The 18,936-nt window shown below is 37.3% G+C and carries 19 protein-coding genes; all 19 read left to right on the plus strand.

Translation table 11 applies throughout. The annotated features are described in order from the left end of the window. Positions 1 to 233: 233 nt before the first annotated feature. The gene (locus Q4534_RS01030) at positions 234 to 1,331 is read left to right on the plus strand and encodes an AI-2E family transporter (RefSeq protein ID WP_303611304.1); all 1,098 of its coding nucleotides are present in this window, start codon (positions 234 to 236) and stop codon (positions 1,329 to 1,331) included. 90 nt (positions 1,332 to 1,421) lie between these two features. Further along, positions 1,422 to 1,907 carry a hypothetical protein gene (locus Q4534_RS01035; RefSeq protein ID WP_303611305.1) on the plus strand — a complete coding sequence of 162 codons (486 nt, stop codon included), beginning with the start codon at positions 1,422 to 1,424 and terminating at the stop codon, positions 1,905 to 1,907. Between the two features lie 34 nt (positions 1,908 to 1,941). Next, on the plus strand, positions 1,942 to 3,471 hold the full coding sequence (locus tag Q4534_RS01040) for a serine hydrolase (protein WP_303611306.1): 1,530 nt from the start codon (positions 1,942 to 1,944) through the stop codon (positions 3,469 to 3,471). A gap of 316 nt (positions 3,472 to 3,787) precedes the next feature. Beyond that, positions 3,788 to 4,375, plus strand: coding sequence for a TetR/AcrR family transcriptional regulator (locus Q4534_RS01045; protein WP_303611307.1), 588 nt, complete (start codon positions 3,788 to 3,790; stop codon positions 4,373 to 4,375). A 26-nt stretch (positions 4,376 to 4,401) separates the two neighbouring features. After that, positions 4,402 to 5,505, plus strand: coding sequence for a hypothetical protein (locus Q4534_RS01050; RefSeq protein WP_303611308.1), 1,104 nt, complete (start codon positions 4,402 to 4,404; stop codon positions 5,503 to 5,505). A gap of 10 nt (positions 5,506 to 5,515) precedes the next feature. Next, positions 5,516 to 6,220 carry an ABC transporter ATP-binding protein gene (locus tag Q4534_RS01055; RefSeq protein WP_303611309.1) on the plus strand — a complete coding sequence of 235 codons (705 nt, stop codon included), beginning with the start codon at positions 5,516 to 5,518 and terminating at the stop codon, positions 6,218 to 6,220. Further along, the gene (locus Q4534_RS01060) at positions 6,217 to 7,374 is read left to right on the plus strand and encodes an ABC transporter permease (RefSeq protein ID WP_303611310.1); all 1,158 of its coding nucleotides are present in this window, start codon (positions 6,217 to 6,219) and stop codon (positions 7,372 to 7,374) included. Before Q4534_RS01055 ends, Q4534_RS01060 begins: the two co-directional genes overlap by 4 nt. Next, complete coding sequence (locus Q4534_RS01065; protein WP_303611311.1) at positions 7,371 to 8,645, plus strand: FtsX-like permease family protein; 1,275 nt, start codon at positions 7,371 to 7,373, stop codon at positions 8,643 to 8,645. The genes Q4534_RS01060 and Q4534_RS01065 overlap by 4 nt, the downstream gene beginning before the upstream one ends. Positions 8,646 to 8,663: 18 nt before the next feature. Next, positions 8,664 to 9,431 (plus strand): outer membrane lipoprotein-sorting protein, encoded by a 768-nt coding sequence (locus Q4534_RS01070; protein WP_303611312.1) that lies wholly within the window; start codon positions 8,664 to 8,666, stop codon positions 9,429 to 9,431. A 44-nt stretch (positions 9,432 to 9,475) separates the two neighbouring features. Next, positions 9,476 to 10,633, plus strand: coding sequence for an ABC transporter permease (locus Q4534_RS01075; protein WP_303611313.1), 1,158 nt, complete (start codon positions 9,476 to 9,478; stop codon positions 10,631 to 10,633). 48 nt (positions 10,634 to 10,681) lie between these two features. Next, positions 10,682 to 10,849, plus strand: a complete 168-nt coding sequence (locus Q4534_RS01080) for a hypothetical protein (RefSeq protein ID WP_303611314.1) — start codon at positions 10,682 to 10,684, stop codon at positions 10,847 to 10,849. Between the two features lie 61 nt (positions 10,850 to 10,910). Continuing rightward, entirely contained in the window at positions 10,911 to 11,054 is a 144-nt protein-coding gene (locus tag Q4534_RS01085) for a hypothetical protein (RefSeq protein WP_303611315.1), read from the plus strand. A gap of 198 nt (positions 11,055 to 11,252) precedes the next feature. After that, complete coding sequence (locus tag Q4534_RS01090) at positions 11,253 to 11,816, plus strand: hypothetical protein (protein WP_303611316.1); 564 nt, start codon at positions 11,253 to 11,255, stop codon at positions 11,814 to 11,816. Between the two features lie 94 nt (positions 11,817 to 11,910). Continuing rightward, positions 11,911 to 13,617: an ATP-binding protein gene (locus Q4534_RS01095; protein ID WP_303611317.1), complete on the plus strand. Its 1,707-nt coding sequence runs from the start codon at positions 11,911 to 11,913 to the stop codon at positions 13,615 to 13,617. Further along, positions 13,610 to 14,242, plus strand: a complete 633-nt coding sequence (locus tag Q4534_RS01100) for a response regulator transcription factor (protein WP_303611318.1) — start codon at positions 13,610 to 13,612, stop codon at positions 14,240 to 14,242. Before Q4534_RS01095 ends, Q4534_RS01100 begins: the two co-directional genes overlap by 8 nt. Before the next feature lie 139 nt (positions 14,243 to 14,381). Next, entirely contained in the window at positions 14,382 to 14,681 is a 300-nt protein-coding gene (locus Q4534_RS01105) for a hypothetical protein (RefSeq protein WP_303611319.1), read from the plus strand. Between the two features lie 386 nt (positions 14,682 to 15,067). Further along, a complete protein-coding gene (locus Q4534_RS01110; RefSeq protein WP_303611320.1) occupies positions 15,068 to 15,856 on the plus strand; it encodes a phospholipase A in 789 nt (262 codons plus the stop codon). Between the two features lie 440 nt (positions 15,857 to 16,296). Then, positions 16,297 to 17,766 (plus strand): efflux transporter outer membrane subunit, encoded by a 1,470-nt coding sequence (locus Q4534_RS01115; RefSeq protein WP_303611321.1) that lies wholly within the window; start codon positions 16,297 to 16,299, stop codon positions 17,764 to 17,766. Beyond that, positions 17,763 to 18,926 carry an efflux RND transporter periplasmic adaptor subunit gene (locus Q4534_RS01120; RefSeq protein WP_303611322.1) on the plus strand — a complete coding sequence of 388 codons (1,164 nt, stop codon included), beginning with the start codon at positions 17,763 to 17,765 and terminating at the stop codon, positions 18,924 to 18,926. Before Q4534_RS01115 ends, Q4534_RS01120 begins: the two co-directional genes overlap by 4 nt. The last annotated feature ends 10 nt before the right edge of the window (positions 18,927 to 18,936 follow it).

Consider the following 18,936-nt stretch of genomic DNA (forward strand, 5'->3'; position numbering starts at 1 on the left):
GTGATAGATATACGCCGTAATCAATAGAGTACCAATATTCTATATATTTAAATGAAGCCAGGATTATTAGCCAGGCTTTAGGTATTAGAAATTTCAAGAGCTTCCATATACATAAATTATTTTTTGAACAATCGGTAAAGGTTTACGGTTGAAAGGCATCAATCAGTTGAAGTGAAAAATTGTAGCACATTTATTGCATTTTTTAAATAAGTATTTAGTTCTAAAATGTACCCATGAGAAAACAAATTACCCGATTTAGCCCAATAGTCCTATCTGCCCTAATAATTATAGCTTTGTACTTTTTAGTTCTAGGGTTAATGGCTGCCCAAAAGGTTTTGGCCCCATTAGTCCTGGCCTGGGTATTGGCCTTATTGGTATATCCCATTGCTCAGCTGTTGGAAAAAAAAGGCTTACACTGTCTTTTAAGTACTTCTTTTGTTGTGGGGGTAGTATTTGTTGCTTTTATAGGGATTTCCGGTGTAATATCTTTGCAAGTAAGGTCATTTTTGGAGGATGCAGATGTGATGAAGGAACGTTTAAGTCCTGTGGCACAAAAAGTTGAGCTGTTTGTATTGGCGCATACCCCATTGGAAAGGAGCAAATTGGAAGCCTATAAAGAAACCTATGGCTTAAATGATGAAAAATCAATAGAAGTAGAAAAAACACCGGACATTGCTCAGGAGGAAGCATTTTTGATGCTTGGGAAAGTGTTGGGAACCGCAGCTGATTTTCTATTGATGTTTGTCTACCTCTTCTTTTTTATTCATTTTAGACACATGTTCTATACTTTTTTTATCAAATTATTTCCTGATTCCATTAAAAATAAGGTAAGTAGGGCCATGCATGACTCTGCTCGAGTAGTAAGACATTACCTGAATGGCCGTTTAATTTTAATGGTGATCCTTGTAGTACTTTATAGTTTGGGGATGTGGATTTCAGGAGCTGAAGATTTCTTTCTCATAAGTTTTATCGCGGCCTTTCTTTCACTGATTCCTTTTATTGGAAATATGGCCGGCTATGTTTTGGCACTTTTTATCGGTTTGCTGTCAGGAGGTGAAGTAGATACCTTGGTAGGAATTACGGTCACTTTTTTATTTGTTCAATTTTTAGATTCCTACGTATTCCAACCCATTATCTTAGGCAATAAGGTAAATGTGCATCCCTTTTTTATTATTTTAGCGGTGATTATCGGCAATGCCATATGGGGAATTATAGGGATGGTTTTGTCCATCCCAATTATTGCCATAATCACTGTTATTCTCCGGGAAACTCCCGATGCCAAAGCATTTACTTATTTATTAAGTAACGGGGATGATAGAAAAAGTAGGTAACAAATTAAATAAATCAAATCTCAGGTTTATTTTCCTACAGTTTTTTACTATTAATAGCCTTAAGAATCATTTAAAAGACGCATTTTTATAATGAAAATTCCAAGCCTGGTTACAATAAAAAAGGAACTCAAACAAAGAAATGAAGCTGAATTGGTAGATTTGGTTTTGCAACTGAGCAAATTAAACCGAGACAATAAAGCTTTTTTGTACTTTCAACTTTTTGAAGACGGTAACCATGAATTGTATTTAAACATGGTCAAAGAGGAATTGGAGGAAGCCTTTCAGAATGGAAATAGAAGGAGCTATTATACTGCCAAAAAATCTGCTCAAGCTATTCGAAGGTTAATGAACAAAAACTTGAAACTCAACAAAGACAAGGTAACAACTTTAGAAGTACTCCTTTATTTTTGTGAAAACTTAATTGAATATGGTTATCTTGGCTTCCACCATCCTGTCATTGATAATCTTTATGCCGCACAGGTTAAGAAAATGGAGAAATTAATCTCAGGACTGCACGAAGATCTTCAGTTCGATTACCAAGAAACTTTGCAACATTATCAAAATCACATTCGATAATAAACCAAATCCCCCAGCCAAAATAACCCATGCCATGAAGTCCACCTATCAATTTATATTGTTCTTACTCGTTTCTTTTCAGGTTATTGGACAGGAAAATGCGACAGATTTTCTATACAGTAGCCCTTCCAAAGAAAATGTAGATGCACAAGGAATATTGTCTTTCTTGGATAAGGTGGATGCAAGCGAACATGAGCTACATAGTTTGATGGTTTTGCGTAGGGGGAAAGTCATTGCAGAAGGCTGGTGGGAACCCTATGGTCCTCAATTAAAGCATACCATGTATTCTGTCAGCAAAACTTATACTGCTACAGGCATCGGATTTGCCGTAAGTGAAGGACTGATTTCGGTTGAAGATGAAGTAATTCAATTCTTCCCAAAGTCCTTGCCTGAAGAAGTAAGTGATAACCTTAAAAACCTAAAAATAAAACACTTGTTGACTATGAGTGTTGGGCATGCCAGAGATTATACTTTTTCTATTGTTCAAACCGATGATTGGGCCAAGTCATTTTTTGCTGTGCCAATTGTAAATCAACCGGGAGAGCAATTTATATACAACACCATAGCTACTTATATGTTGTCTGCAATTGTGCAAAAAGTTTCAGGACAAACCCTTTTGGAGTACTTAGAACCTCGACTTTTTGAGCCTTTAGGTATCGAAGGAGTGGATTGGGAAACAAGTCCGCAAGGGATCAATACCGGAGGTTATGGACTTAGGGTAAAAACGGAGGACATGGCCAAATTAGGTCAACTTTTCTTGCAAAATGGAAATTGGCATGGACAACAAATTCTGCCTGAAAGCTGGATAAAGGAAGCAAAAAGTTTAAAAATACTCCAAAATCCTGAAGCAAGTAAGGAAGAAAAAGCCAACAGTGATTGGCTTCAGGGATACGGCTACCAAATGTGGAGAAGCCGTCATGATTCTTACCGTGCAGATGGGGCTTTTGGCCAATATATATTAATATTACCCAAACAGGAAGCAGTAATTGTTATTACTTCCGAAACCTCAAATCTTCAAGGCTTACTAAGTGAAGTATGGAACCATATATTGCCTGCATTTGATAGAGAAAGTAATATTTCCGATGATTTTACTTTACAAAAACGACTAGAAAACCTTTCTCATCAACCGGCAATAGGCGTTGAGAATAAATGGATGGAAGCAATGCTGGATCATAAATTCATAGCTTTTGAATCCAATGAAGGAAAGGTGGAATTTAGCTTTAATTTTCAAGAAGATAATTTGAAGATACATTCAATTGAAGGTCAAAAAAGTCACCGTTTAATGGCAGGAAATGGCCATTGGGTTTCAGGAATATCGGAAAGAAAACAACCTTATTTGGTTTCTCAAGCCAAGAATGCCTTAAGTGGACTTGCCCCTTATAAGATCTTTTCTAGTTATCACTGGGAGGATTTTCAAACCCTAGTAATTGAGATTAAATACATTGAAAGCCCCCATACCGAAACGATTAAATTTTCCTTTGATAATAACAAAGTTACTTTTGTAACAAGTAGTCTTGTCAAAAGGGGAAAAAGTAAAGTGTTTCATGGAATGCTAACTGAATAACAATTTCTTCGACTTTTAATTTAACACGAAAGATGTAATATACTTTCTATTACCTACGGAAATTAATTCTCATTAGTGTTTTGTTAATTTTTTCTATTTATCCCTACTTCATTGCTCTTTCTACTTAAAATTCTTTTGTTAATAGGATTGATCCTATAGATAGGTAAGGTGGAATTTTTGAATTATAAGGGTGCTTTTTCTCCAAATCACTACCTTATTTATTAACAAATAAATACTCACCCTTTTTAATTTATGTTACTGATTTTGAATAATGTTACTAAAAACGTATATTCATAAAAATTAAGTAACAAAAAATTTGACAAAAAGAACAAAAAGCCAAGTGGCTATCTTAAAAGCGGCCAAGGACTGCTTCTGGAAGTACGGGATCAATAAAGTCACTGTAGCAGAAATATGTGAGAAAGCAGGGGTAAGCAAAATGACTTATTATAGAAATTTTGCCAATAAAAAGGTTGTCTCCATCATGGTATTAAAAGATGTCATCTCCAGGAGCCAGCAATTGTATGATGAAATCATGAGTAAGGAGATTGATTTTCCGAACAAAATCAAAGAGGTCATTGTATTGGAACATGAGTTTTCTCGTGGCATTAGTCAGGAGTTTATCCAAGATGTGACCAATAATGAGGATGAGGAATTACGACAACTAATGGTAGAAGCCAATGAAAAAGGCCAACAAAAATTTATTCATCACATGAAAGAGGCGCAGAGGGAGGGATGGGTAAGAAAAGACCTGCATTTTCCATTTCTTATCCATATGATGAACGACATCAACATCAAATTAAGGGATGAAAAATTAATTGCCATGTATGATAGTTTAGAAGACTTAATCATGGAATTGGTTAATTTCTTTTTTTATGGCATTGTATCTCATGAAAAATTAAAATGAAGGTTTCAGGCTTTTTATTGGTTATAATGTGTTTGTCGATTAGGCCTTCCACTGCCCAAAAGGCATCTTTTCATGGACAAGCTTCGATGGTAGGTAGTTTCAGTCCTAAAAATGATTTGCCATATTTTTTCGGAACAAGGTATATTCCTGAATTTAGGCTTACGACTAAAATAGATTCCGCAAAAAATTTAGACCTGCTGGCCTCAGCCAATTTATCAAGTACGGTTCTTTTTTCTGACTTAAATGAATCCCAAACTAATTTTAACATCAATCCTTATCGAATATGGCTCAGGTACAGTTCCAAACAGTTTGAATTAAGGTTGGGCTTACAAAAAATCGATTTTGGATCAGCATCAATTCTACGGCCCTTGCAATGGTTCAATCAAATAGATCCAAGAGATCCGTTACAATTGACTAATGGTGTCTATGGAATTATGGGTAGGTATACCTTTTTAAACAATGCCAATATTAGATTGTGGGGACTCTATGGCAATGAAAAGGCCAGGGGATTTGATGTGGTCCCTACCAATAAATCAATCCCGGAATTTGGAGGGAGAATACAACACCCGGTCCCCAAAGGAGAGTTGGCTTTTTCCTATCACCATCGTAGCGCAAATACCACAAAACTAGACTTTGTCAATACTTTTAGTAAAATTCCGGAAAACCGATTGGCTTTGGATGGAAAATGGGATGTGGGCATAGGTTTATGGTTTGAATCAGTTTATATCCATCGCAAAAAAAACATTGGGAACCTGACCAACCAAACCTTACTGAACCTTGGCGTAGACTATACTTTCTCTTTAGGTACAGGTTTAAATGCGGTAGTTGAACACATGCAAATCAATTTTGATGAAGAGCAATTTTCAGTAAATGATGGTATGCACTTATCTGCTGCTACTTTTATGTATCCACTAAGCTTTTTTGATAACCTTAGCACTGTTATTTATTACGATTGGAGTTCAGAAAATACTAGTTTCTTTCTAAATTATTCACATCAATTTAAAAAACTAACCGGTTACCTTATGGGCTTTTATAACCCTGAAAGTACACAAACCGGTATTCAACAAAATGAGTTATTTAACCAGTTTAAAGGTCCCGGTATTAGGTTGATGCTGGTCTATAACCATTAACAAAAGCATTATGGAAAATATCATTTCATTGTCACATGTAACCAAAAAATTTGAAGTTGGAGATGGTTATTTCACAGCTTTAAATGATGTCTCATTAACCTTTAAATCCGGAGAATTCGCTGGCTTTGTAGGCCCCAGCGGTTCAGGGAAAACCACACTATTAAATATTATTGGTTCCTTGGATAGTCCCACCGATGGCAAAGCCATTGTTATGGGAAAAGACATTGCCAAACTCAGTCACAAGGCTTCGGCCAACCTACGGAACCTGCACATAGGCTTTATTTTTCAGGTTTTCAACCTCCTTCCTGTTTACACAGTTTTTGAGAATGTAGAATTTGCTTTACTTCTTCAAGATGTACCCAAGGAAACCAGAAAAAAAGAAGTTATGGAAGCTTTGGAATGGGTTGGTCTGGAAAAGATGGCCCATAAAAGACCTGACAAATTATCAGGAGGAGAAGGGCAAAGGGTGGCAATCGCCAGGGCCATGGTGAAAAAGCCTAAAATATTGCTGGCAGATGAACCAACAGCCAATCTGGATTCAGCCAATGCACATGCCATATTGAAAACCATGAAAAATTTGAACAAGGAATTGGGGACAACCTTTCTTTTCTCAACACATGACGAAAAAGTGATGACCTATCTTGATCGTACAGTATCCTTAAAGGATGGAAAGGTTGTTTCTGATGTATGGGATAACCAAAGTATTCAATCATGAAATTGGCCTTTATCCTTGCCTACAAAAACCTAATAGGGGCAGGTTTAAGAACCTGGCTGAACGTTGGTATTCTAGCCTTTACATTTATACTTATCCTTTTCTACAATGGCTTATTGGATGGTTGGAACCAACAGGCCAAGCTGGCTTCAATTGAATGGGAGTATGGCTATGGCGAATTGCGTGCCGCCAATTATGATCCCTATGATCCTTTTTCCATACAAGATGGGCATCAATCTTACAAACCGGAAGACTTTAATATGTTAACGCCCATTTTGATCCGACAGGCTTCCATTTATCCTCATGGAAGAATGCTGTCCATTTCTCTTAAAGGGATACCCCATGATCAAGAGCAGCTGAAATTGCCAACCACTTTTTTAAACCCCTCGCAAGGTGAAATTCCTGTAATCATTGGCAAAAGGATGGCTGCCGCCGCCAAATTAAAAGAAGGAGAAGAAGTACTGTTGCGCTGGAGAGATAAGCATGGAACCTTTGATGCCTTGCCTGTTACCATCGTTAAGATTTTTGATTCCGATGTGGGGAGTATAGATTCCGGTCAAATGTGGATAGGCTTGGCTCAACTTCAAGAAATGACCGGCTTTAAAGCAGAAGCCACTTATTTTGTTGCCAATAAAAATTACAATCATCAAGAAAGAAAAGGCTGGAGTTTTATCCCACAAGAAACCTTGCTTGAGGATATAAACAAGCTTATTGCTTCCAAAAAGATTTCCGGATCGATAATGTATTTATTGCTATTGGCCATTGCCTTATTGGCCATTTTTGATACCCAGGTATTGTCTGTTTTTCGTAGACAGAAAGAGATAGGAACTTATATTGCCATGGGAATGACCAGATTACAAGTGGTAGGTTTGTTTACAGTAGAAGGCAATATGTACAGTCTTCTTGCCATGCTCCTTGGGGCTATAGTAGGAATACCTATGCTTAGTTTCTTGGCCGTGAAAGGCATTTCATTTCCTGAAGTAACGCAAGGCATGGGGGTGACCATGGCCGAAAGAATATTCCCTGTTTTTAGCCTTCAGCTAATTGCAGGAACCATGTTATTGTTGATTATTTCTGCAACCATCGTTAGCTTTTTGCCTGCTAAAAAAATAGCAAATATGAATCCAGTTGAGGCCTTAAAAGGAAAGTTACAATGATTAAATTTTTGTTTAAAGGAATTATTCGGGACAAGAGTAGGAGCATACTTCCAATTGTTGTCATTTCTCTTGGTGTATCGCTTACCATTGTATTGAGCGGTTTTCTCAGTGGTGCAATGACGGATATGGTAGATCAAAATGCAAGATTTGAAACCGGTCATGTGAAGGTTATGTCCAGGGCCTATGCTGAAAACAAAGAACAACTACCCAATGATTTGGCCTTGCTGGGAGTTGACAGTTTGATTTCCTATCTAAGGTCCAATTATCCGGATTTACAATGGGTGGAAAGAATTCGCTTTGGAGGCCTGCTGGACGCTCCGGATGCCGATGGTGAATCAAAAGGCCAGGGACCTGCCGCCGGCATAGCCATCAATTTACTGGATGCTTCCAGTGGAGAAGTAGAGCGAATGAATATTGAAAGGGCCATCGTTTCAGGAGCTTTGCCTGATTATGCCAATGAAGCACTTATTGGGGATGAATTTGCGAAAAAACTAAAGCTTAACATAGGAGATGAGGTTACTTATTTTGGTACTACCATGAATGGCAGCATGACTTTTCAGAATTTCACCATCAGTGGTACCATTCGGTTTGGCATTGCAGCCATGGATAAAGGAGCCATTTTGCTTGACATTTCAGCGGCTCGACAAATGCTGGACATGCAGAATGGAGCTGGGGAAATACTTGGCTTTTTTCACAATGGTGTTTATAATGATAAAGCTGCTTTGGCCATGGAGAACTCCTTTAACAATCAATTAAAGAGCAATCCGGATGAGTATGCGCCCCAGATGTTTACCCTTCGCTCACAAAATAATTTGGGAGATTTGCTGGATTATGCCAATAGCATGTCGGCCATTTTTGTGTTAATTTTTGTAGGAGCCATGTCTGTGGTTTTGTGGAATACAGGTTTGATAGGAGGGCTTAGACGTTATCAGGAGTTTGGAATTCGACTGGCTTTAGGGGAGTCTAAAGGCAAAATCTATCGTTCATTGGTAATGGAGGCTACCCTTATTGGAATGATTGGTTCTTTGATTGGTACAGGTATTGGCTTAGTAGGTGCTTTTTATTTGCAAAATTATGGAATCAACATTGCAGGGATGGTGGATAACTCTTCCATGATGATGCCTACGGTAATGCGTGCCAAGGTAACCCCTAATCTCTATTATATTGGTTTTATTCCGGGGGTATTTGCCATGGTTTTTGGAAATATGCTTTCAGGTATAGGAATATATAAAAGAGAAACAGCCAGTTTATTCAATGAGTTGGAAGTGTAATATCAAGATTATTAATCTATGAATACAGCAAGAAATTTTACAGGAAAAATGAAAAAAATCATCCTTTTATTCAGTTTTTTATTTTTGGGGATAATGTCCGGGCAGGCCCAGGATGCACAGATCATCCTTGACAAGGTGGATAAAAACATGGTTTCGAAAACAGAAATAACAGAATCAGAGATGATCATAAGAGGAAAAAGAAATGTCCAAACCATAGGTTCAAAATCCTATACCGAAGGCAACAAAAAATCTTTTACAGAATACCTTTACCCGGAACGGGAGAGAGGAACAAAGATGTTAAAACTGGAAGACCGTCTATGGATCTATTCCCCATCCACAGACAGGACCATACAGCTGTCAGGTCATATGCTTCGGCAATCTGTTATGGGTTCCGATTTGTCTTATGAAGACATGATGGAAGATCGAAAACTGAAGGAAATATATGATGCAATCATTTTAGGAGAAGAAACCATTGATGAAAGGAAAACTTGGATTTTGGAATTAACTGCTTCGGTAGAAAATGTAAGTTATCACAAGCGTAAGATATGGGTAGATCAGGAACGATTTATTCCGCTTAAAGAAGAATTGTTTGCCAAAAGTGGGCAACTCCTAAAAAAAACAACATTGTCTGACATTTCACAGATTGACGGTCGGTGGTATCCAAAAAAAATCAACTTTAAGGATGTATTAAAATCAGGCAATGGAACAGATTTTATTATTAAGAAAATTCAATTCAATCCAGCCATCCCTGCGTATATTTTCACCAAAGCATCCTTAAAAAAATAACCGAATAAATTAACCGAAAATTTCAATAGTCAATTGAATTGCCCATGAAATTATCCTTTCAACTTGCCTTTAGAAACCTTATTGGTGCCGGGTTAAGAACTTGGCTTATCGTGGGAATTTTGACTTTTACTTTTTTGGTTATACTTTTCTACAATGGATTATTGGATGGCTGGAACCTACAGGCCAAGAGAGATGCAATCAATTGGGAATTTGGTTACGGTCAATTTCAACACAAGGATTATGATCCATACGATCCTTTTAGTTTGCAAAATGCTCATGGTGTATTTGATGCAAGAAATGCACAAGGTTTAACTCCTCTATTGATGCGGCCGGCATCAATATTTCCCAATGGTAGAATGCTGTCCGTTACTTTAAAAGGTTTACCTAAAAATCAACGACAGTTAAAAATTCCTGTAGATCGATTGGATAAACAAGAGGGGGCCATACCTGTGGCCATAGGTAAAAGAATGGCAAAAACAGCCAAACTTTCCTTAGGAGATGAAATAAGCTTACGTTGGCGGGATAAAAATGGCACATTCGATGCAGAAAATGTGAAGGTGGCTGCCATTTTTAATACAACCATAAGTACAGTGGATCAAGGTCAAATTTGGATGCGTTTGGAGGACCTATGGAGGATAACCGGAATGAACAATGAAGCGACCATTATGATTGCTGATCAGCCTATGCCTGATACCAGTTTTAAAGATTGGAATTATGTAAATCAGGAAAAGCTTTTACAGAACATTAACAATGTCATTGAAATAGAAAGAGCCAGTGCAAGGATTATTTATTTTATATTATTGGCCATCGCCTTATTGGCTATTTTTGATACTCAGGTATTGTCCGTATTTCGAAGACAAAAGGAAATAGGCACCTATATCGCTTTGGGAATGACAAAGAATGAAGTTACAGGACTTTTTACCCTCGAAGGCAGCATGTACAGTTTATTCTCCATGTTTTTGGGTACACTAATTGGAGTGCCTTTATTTGGCTATTTGTCCCAAAAAGGAATTTCTTTCGGCGCATTTACCGCGGATATGGGCATAGGGATGGGAGATAGAATTTATCCATCTTTTAGTCCTTCACTTTTGGTTTCTTCAGCCCTCATAGTAATAATTTCTGCCACTATAGTAAGTTTTATTCCTGCCCGTAAGATTGTTACCATGAATCCTATAGATGCTTTGAAAGGGAAACTTCAATAAATATTTTGATTAACTTTAATACAATATCTTTAGCCCTAAAAAAAACCAATGATCAGCTCCCTTCAATTCCAAATTGCTTTTTTATTTTTGGTATTTAGTTCAAGCCTCCTTTATGCACAAGTACCATTGCCTTCAGAAGCCCTGCTGATCTGGCAGAATGAGGAGCAAGAGGCAGTGTTTCATTATGATCTGCATGAATTTGATGGAGAAAAATAAAATCAAACGAAGAATAGAATTATACCAATTCCTGATTATAATATTTTCAATCCTACAAAGCTTGACAAAGACCAATGGGTTAAAAGCAGCAAAAGATGCAGGTTGTAAAATTGCCATACTTACGGCCACCCATGAAACCCGTTTTGCTTTGTACCAAAGTGATGTTAATGCTTATTCTCTAATAGCAGTAAAATGGCAAAGGTGACCTTTTCAGGGATTTTGTGGCGTTCTGTATAAAATTTGGTGTTTTATCGGGGATCTATATTGGTATTGGATGGAATTCTTTTTACGGGGCGCATGATTTTAAATTAAACGGAACAAATCAATCTGCAAAAGAAAGGCAAGCCCATTATAATGTATGTAGGAAGGGATCGTTGAAGAACCAATATCGCGGTATGGTGAATTGGCCATTGTTTGGTTTGAAGGAGGAGCACACGGACCTGAACAAAGAGGACCTGATGTTTTGTCTATTTTTGACAAATACCAACCCAATGGCCTATTTTACCACAATCTGCAAAGGGCTAATATTCGTTGGGGTGGAAGCGAAAGTGAGAAAGTTCCTTATCCTTGTAGGGTAACTCCTGACCCTGAAGGTTTACTTCCGGAACTGGACGTTAAAAGATTGAAGGAATGGGGCAAAGAAATAAAGAAACGATTTTCGAACCCCATTGCAAAATCGTCTGGTTCGGGAAATATTTTTAGTTTAACTTTGCCTTCCAAGGCCACTATTGACCATGTTGTAATCATGGAAAATATTCGTCATGGCGAAAGGATACGGTCTTTTAGCCTTAAAGGAAAGCTTGATAGTAATTGGGTGAATATATTTAATGGAATTGAAATAGGTCATAAATTAATTGTACCATTTTCTCCTGAAAATAATACGGAAATAAAACTTGAAATAGACCATTCCAAGGGTGATGTCCAAGTTTTAAGTTTTGAAGTTTATAACTCGAAAAAGCGACTTTAATTTTAAATAACCTTATTTACTTGTTGAGCGTTTGTTTGAAGTAAGAAGAGGTCAATAGATTTATTACAGATCGGAAGAAAAATTTATTTAATCAATGAAAAGCTTAAGGTCATGGATAATCCTATTAATCAATTCTTTGGTTTTTTTGGTTGTAGTTACCCTTTCAATTTTTTCCTACAAAGAGTTTAAAAACGCCCTTGATGAAAGGGTTTTACTTCAACTTTCCTCCATCAAAAAACTGAAACGAATTCAACTCGAAGCTTTTTTACAAGCAGAAATGGAAGAATTTGAAAAACAACTGAGCCTAGGATCAGCCGATTCCATTTCAGATCCCTACAGTTTAATTGCTGAAGAGGTGGATATTCAATGTTTGCAAGACAAATTAAACTTAATTCCAAATGGAGAAAGTTTTTTTGATATTACCTCATGTGCAAGAAGAGGCGTCGTAAAACTCGCCATGATCAAAAAGGAAGGTAATAAAATACAACAGATTCAGTGCATTAATTCTGATGCTATCCAGGATATTTTGATGGAGCGTACAGGAATGGGGGAAAGTGGTGAAACCTATTTGGTGGGTAGAGATTTCCGCATGCGCTCTCTTTCTAGATTTATGCCTGATACACCTCCAGGTCAAATTAAAGCATCGACTTTGGGAGCGAAACATGCCTTGCAGGGCATCAACGGTTTTGGCATCATCGATGATTATCGAGGGATTTCTGTCTACAGTTCTTACCATAAATTGGATATAGGCAATCTAGATTGGGCGATATTGTCTGAAATTGATGTAAAAGAAGTAACAGCTCCACTGTTGATAATGAGAAATAAGTTATTCCTTATTTCATTTTTGGTACTGCTTTTCGCTTTGACATTTTCATTTTTAATTACGGTTGTATTGTCAAAACCTCTATTAAAGATGCGGCTATTCCTCAACTTTATGACACGCGGGAATTATGATTTTAATATTGAAAATGACTACCAGACCAAGGAAATAAAGGAAATGTTTGTGGCATTAAAAAAGCTTCAAAAATCTATAAGAGAGGCCATTTATTTTTCTACGGAAATTGGAAACATGAACATGAAAGCCAAGTATCAGCTTTCAGGGGAAGGTGATGTATTGGGTAAATCCTTAATGGTAATGCAGAAGAAATTAATGGAATATGAAAATGCAGAAAAGATAAGTCGATTAATGGCTAAAAAGTCTTTAATTGAAGGACAGGAAAACGAACGTAAACGTTTGTCCAAGGATTTGCATGATGGTGTAGGCCCTTTACTTACTAGTCTTAAATTAATGGTGCAAACCTCTGAACTTTCTTCCTGTGATAAAAAGAAAATCAATACTGTAGTGGATGGCACCATCGATGAAATCCGTAGGATGACCTATAATTTGATGCCATCCGTATTGGTGGATTTTGGGGTAGGTAGAGCTTTGGCTAGTTTTATTGAAAGAATGAAAAAATCCAGTGGAATCGAAATTATTTATGATGACGCCACCAAAGGAAAGGCCGGCAAGTTGAGCATGGATCTGGATATTTGTATTTTTAGGGTAAGCCAGGAACTAATCAACAATACCTTGAAACACGCCAATGCGAATAGAATAACCATTTCTTTGACAGAATTTAATGATAAAATTTCATTGTATTATCTTGATGATGGAAAAGGCTTTGATCCCAATAAAATTAAATATGGGGCTGGTTTAAGAAATATTAGGGAGAGGGTAGAAATTTTTAATGGTTACCTTAGTATTCGTTCTGACCAGTACGGAACTGAAGTGGAAGTTGAAATACCTTTGAAAGATGGATAAATACAAAATTGCAATCGTTGATGATCACCAATTGTTTCGTGATGGAATAGATTCGCTTTTGTCAAAGCAGGAAGATTTTGAGGTGGTAATAAGTTCTGAAAATGGTAAAGATTTTTTTAAAAAACTAAAAAAAGGTGTTCAACCGGACTTACTATTGCTTGATTTGACAATGCCTGAAATGAACGGATTTGAGGTGCTAGTCAAATTGAAAAAAAAATATCCAAGCATCAAGGCAATCGCTATTTCTATGCATGATGATGGTAACTATATCATGCAATCTATTAGGGGAGGTGCTTATGGGTACCTATTAAAAAATACCGATGAGGAGGAGTTACTTCTTGCAATCGATACTGTTCTTAAAGGAAACAAATACTTTAATCAGGATATTTCCCAGCGGATGATCAATATCATGTCTCTGGAAGGGGTAAGTCCTAAAAAGCTGTCTCCCAAGGAAATGGAGATTTTAAAATTGATTGCAGATGGTCAAACCACAAAAGAAATTGCTCAAAAGCTATTTATTAGTACTAGGACAGTTGAGACCCATAGAAACAATATGATGAAAAAGCTGGATGTAAAAAACACTCCTGAACTTATTAATAAAGCCGCTCAATTGAATTTACTATAAAATATCCTACGTATTTATACGGATGTTTCTTATCCGTTATTCATCTGACTATAATTTACCGATTTTCTTAGAGTATCTCCGGAGACTGTTTAGCGTTAATTTTACTATAAATAAGACACTAACAAAAAACGGTTTTCCTATGAAAAGTTTAATATTTGCATTCGCTTTTTTAACCATAGCATCAGTTGGATTTGCACAAAACAAAAGTGATTTAAAAGGTCCAGCTGCGAAGAATTATAAGCCTTGGCAACAAGAGGATAAAGCTCCTGCAATAAAGGTTTATACTTTAGAAACTGCAACCAAACTACAAGGACCATCCGCGAAAAATAAAAAATCTTGGGAAATTGAAACCAAAAATTATCAAGAAACAGCCTTGGTTTCAACCAGACCAAAAGTAACCGGACCTAAAGCAAAAAATGCCAAAGTTTGGAGCAACTAAAAATACACCAAGCAACTTACATTAGCCTTGTCATTTTAAATGGCAAGGCTTTTTTTATTCTTAAAATTTGGCTCAATTACTAAAATTTTATCCCAAATTACGTTTTTATTTGGCCTTTGAGACCATGTGATTTCCTTTTAATACTTTAATATGGTATAAATTGAGTAGCTTTTGATTATTATTGAAAAAAAAACACCCGGGCAACTATTAAACTTCCCATTTAGAAAACCAACCTAAGTAAGCGAAATCAATTTAATAATTTGAGTAAATTCAAAAGCATAATACCAATTCTTAAAAGTGGATGGCTTGTTCTATTTATTTTATGTGCTTTTTCGCTCAAAGTCCATGCTCAAATTAGGGATTTGGAATCCATGTGGAAACAGCAAATGGATACCAGTAAGTATGATTTTCGGACCATAAAATACCTCCAAATATCAGAAGAGGAATTTTTAAGTTTGTATGATGCTCAGCCTAGTTTCGGTATGTACAGAGACAATTATTTTATTACAGGTGTACCGACCAATAAAGAAATTAATAAGAAAACCGCTGATGCGAAATACCAAATCAGTATCAGTCAACGGTTAACCAAATCAAGGTTGCCGTTTAAAACTTCTCTATTGCTAACCTATACCCAAAAATCGTTTTGGGACATTTACGAAAATTCTTCGCCTTTTGCAGATAACAATTATAACCCGGGAATAACCCTGATTAGACCTGTTCTCAGCAAACAAAAGTTGAAAGGTGGTATTGCTCTATCATTTGAACATGAATCAAACGGCCTGGACACTATCAATTCCAGAAGCTGGAATTTTGCTACCTTATCAGCTGTGTATTTTTATAATGCAAATATTTCTGTGCAAGGGAAGATATGGGCAGGGGTATTAGGGGATGAAAACAAAGACCTTTTTGATTACAGAGGATATGGATTAATGGCCTTTAATTATCGAAGTTTCAATGATAATTTCTGGGGGAGCCTCGTTATTAACCCAAATAACAATTTTAGCAGGGTAAATACCATTCTAGAATTGAATTTTAAACCAATTCCTTCCGCCAACCAGTATATATTCCTGCAATGGTACAATGGTTATGGTGAAAACCTTTTTGACTATAACCAATATACCTCTATGCTTAGGTTTGGATTATGTATCAAACCGGCCATGAGAAATTTCTACTGATCTTATCAATTCCAATCTTTCCTTTTCGCATTAAATAAAAAACACAATATTTTAAACGGATCACAAAGAGGTCAAATGTTTAAAGGAATAGCTTAGCCATCAATTTGTACGGCCCCTACAGTGTCGAAATTTATCAAGTCATTCTTATTACTGTAAACCATTGATCTTTTCAGGATCAAGTTTGAAGAAGAGATAGCCTACTAATTAAGGGGCAAATGCAATGGGTTATAATTTGAATCAATAAATACTCATCAACCAATCAAACCATTTTTTCTCCACAAATACAATATTTGAATGGGGTTCAATGCATCAAAATAGAACGAAAAACATAACTTTTTAGCCTAAAACATTATTTATTAAAATAGGTTATAATTTATAATGTAAAAAGTTGGCTTTGCATCCCAATTGATTTTTATTATCTTAAAAAAAAATGCAATCCTTTGTATCATTTTATAGACCCTAAATTTACGCTTTTAAAAGCCATCAATATCACCAGAAAATTGCTCCTTCCTTTAGTTTTTGGTCTCACCATATTTTGTGTGACTTTAGGCTGCGGGAATAGGGTGACCACCGGAGATGTTCCTGTAGAACTACCGCAAGCCTATTCTTTGCCTACCGGATCCAGCCCTATGGATTCAAGTTGGTGGATGTCATTTCAAGATCCGAAACTTAATAACTTGGTGGATTCTGCCATAAATCACAACCTGGAATTAAAAAGTTCGTGGTTTCAAGTGGCGCAAGAAGCCAGTAATGTCGCCATTATTGCCTCCCAAAGAGTTCCTCAGGTGTTTTTAGAATTACAAGGCGGGGCCAGTCGGCCTGCGCCTGATTTCGTAGGGGGAGAAAATACCCAACTTTCCTTGAGAACCAGCTATGAAGTAGATCTGTGGGGAAGGGTGAAACAAAGTAAGCTGGCAGCTGAAAACAGGTTGATGGCTACTTACTTGGATTATCAAACCATGGGGATTAGCATTGCTGGTGAAGTGACATTGACATGGTTTTCTTTGCAGGCCTATCGAGAACAGATGAATTTGCTTAAAGAGCAAACCGAATACAATCAGCAAATATTAGCTCTTATTCGGACGCGATTTGCCAGCGGACAAGTTAGGGGAGTGGATATTTTGAGACAAGAACAGTTGATAGAAAATACCAAAGAAGAGGCCTTGGCCTTACAAATGGAAATTAAAGTATTGAAAAATAGGCTTGCTGTGCTTTTGGGAAAAGCTCCGGGAATGCTGAACATCAGCGAAGAGGTCAATCTTCCTACTTTAAGCCCCATACCCAATGCCGGTTTACCCATGGAATTGATCAATAGACGACCGGATATTCAAAGCAGTTTCAACCAATTGGAAGCAGCCGATAGGGAAGTGGCTGTAGCCATAAGTAATACCTATCCTCGCTTGACATTTAACTTAACCGGAGCCCTAAGATCCAATACCCTTACCAATCTTGTTGAATCTCAGGCTGCATCGCTTACAGGTAGTTTGTTGATGCCATTATTTTATGGAGGAAGGTTAAAAGCGGAGACTCAACGAGCCAAGGCTTTTCGCGAGGAGCAGCTCAACGCCTATGGCCAAACGGTTTTGGTGGCAGTTCAAGAGGTTGAGGATGCATTGGTTCGTGAAAACCTTCAAAAAGAGATCATCATGAAACTTGAAAGCCAATTGGACTTGGCAGAACGTGCCTTTAATCAATTGCGGGTAGAATACCTGAATGGATCAATTGCTTATTTGGATGTTCTTGTAACCTTGGATCAAATGCAACAATTGAAAAGAGAATTGGTGAATGAAAAATTAAATTTATTGCTATATCGACTTAGCTTATACCGGGCACTTGCCGGAGGTTTTGAAAGTCCGATTGAAAATGAAGAAGATTTTAGCATACAAGAAAACTCAATCTCAACAAAATGACGCGAAAAAAAACCATATGGATAAGTTTGGGATTATTGGTTTGCAGCATTCTTATAGCCCTAATCTTTTTTTGGACAGCGCCTGAAGCCGAAATGGAAGGTGCTTCTAAAACCACGGCAATGTTGGTAGATGTGGTACAAGCAGAACAGGGGGATTTTAACCCTTCTGTGATTGCTACAGGGCTGGTACAACCCGCTACAGACATTTCATTAAGCAATCAAGTCGGTGGGGAAGTGACGCATATTGCCTCTCAATTTCTACCCGGAGCTTATGTAAAAAAAGGAGAGATGCTATTGCAAATTAATCCTGCAGATTATGAAAATACTTTAATACTTCGAAAAAGTGATCTGGCTTTGGCCCAATCGGATTATGAAGTGGAATTGGGACGGCAGGATGTAGCAGTCAAAGATTATGAACTCATAGGTGATGAGTTGTCCTCCAAAAACCAAAACTTGGTATTAAGGAAACCCCAACTTGAAGCAGCAAAGGCAAATGTTAAAGCGGCAGAAGCAGCTGTAAACCAGGCCAATTTGGATTTGCAAAGGACGGCAATTCGAGCTCCTTTTGATGCGCATATATTGTCTAGAAATGTAAATCTAGGTTCTCAAATCGCCACAGCATCTGACTTGGGCCGATTGGTGGGAATCGATGAATATTGGATCATTGCCAATGTACCATTATCCAAAATTAACTGGCTAGATATAGGTGAGGGCAAAGAAGGTTCAGGGGCACCTGTCAAAATTGTTCACCCTTCTGCTTGGGAAGATGGACAATTTAGAGAAGGAAATGTTTCAAGATTGGTTGGAGCATTGGACAGTCAATCAAGATTGGCTAGGGTAATTGTAAGTGTTCCCGACCCACTATTGCGTAAAAATCCGGATTCTAATAAACCACAGCTGATTATAGGCACCTTTGTGGAAGTTCAAATTAAAGCTCGAAAATTGGAAAATGTAGCCCGACTGCAAAGGCAATTCATTAGACCCGGAAATACAATTTGGGTTTTAAAGGAGGGGAAACTGGAAATTCGGAAAGTCAATATTCTTTTTGAAGATGGGCAGTATGCCTATATTAGAGATGGTCTGTCAGCTTCAGACCAAATCGTCGCCACTGATTTGGCCACTGTGGTGGAAGGTTCTCCACTTCGATTGGAAGAAGATTAAACGGTAAAAC

This window comes from Cyclobacterium sp. 1_MG-2023 (genome assembly GCF_030546805.1).
Classification (GTDB): Bacteria; Bacteroidota; Bacteroidia; order Cytophagales; family Cyclobacteriaceae; genus Cyclobacterium.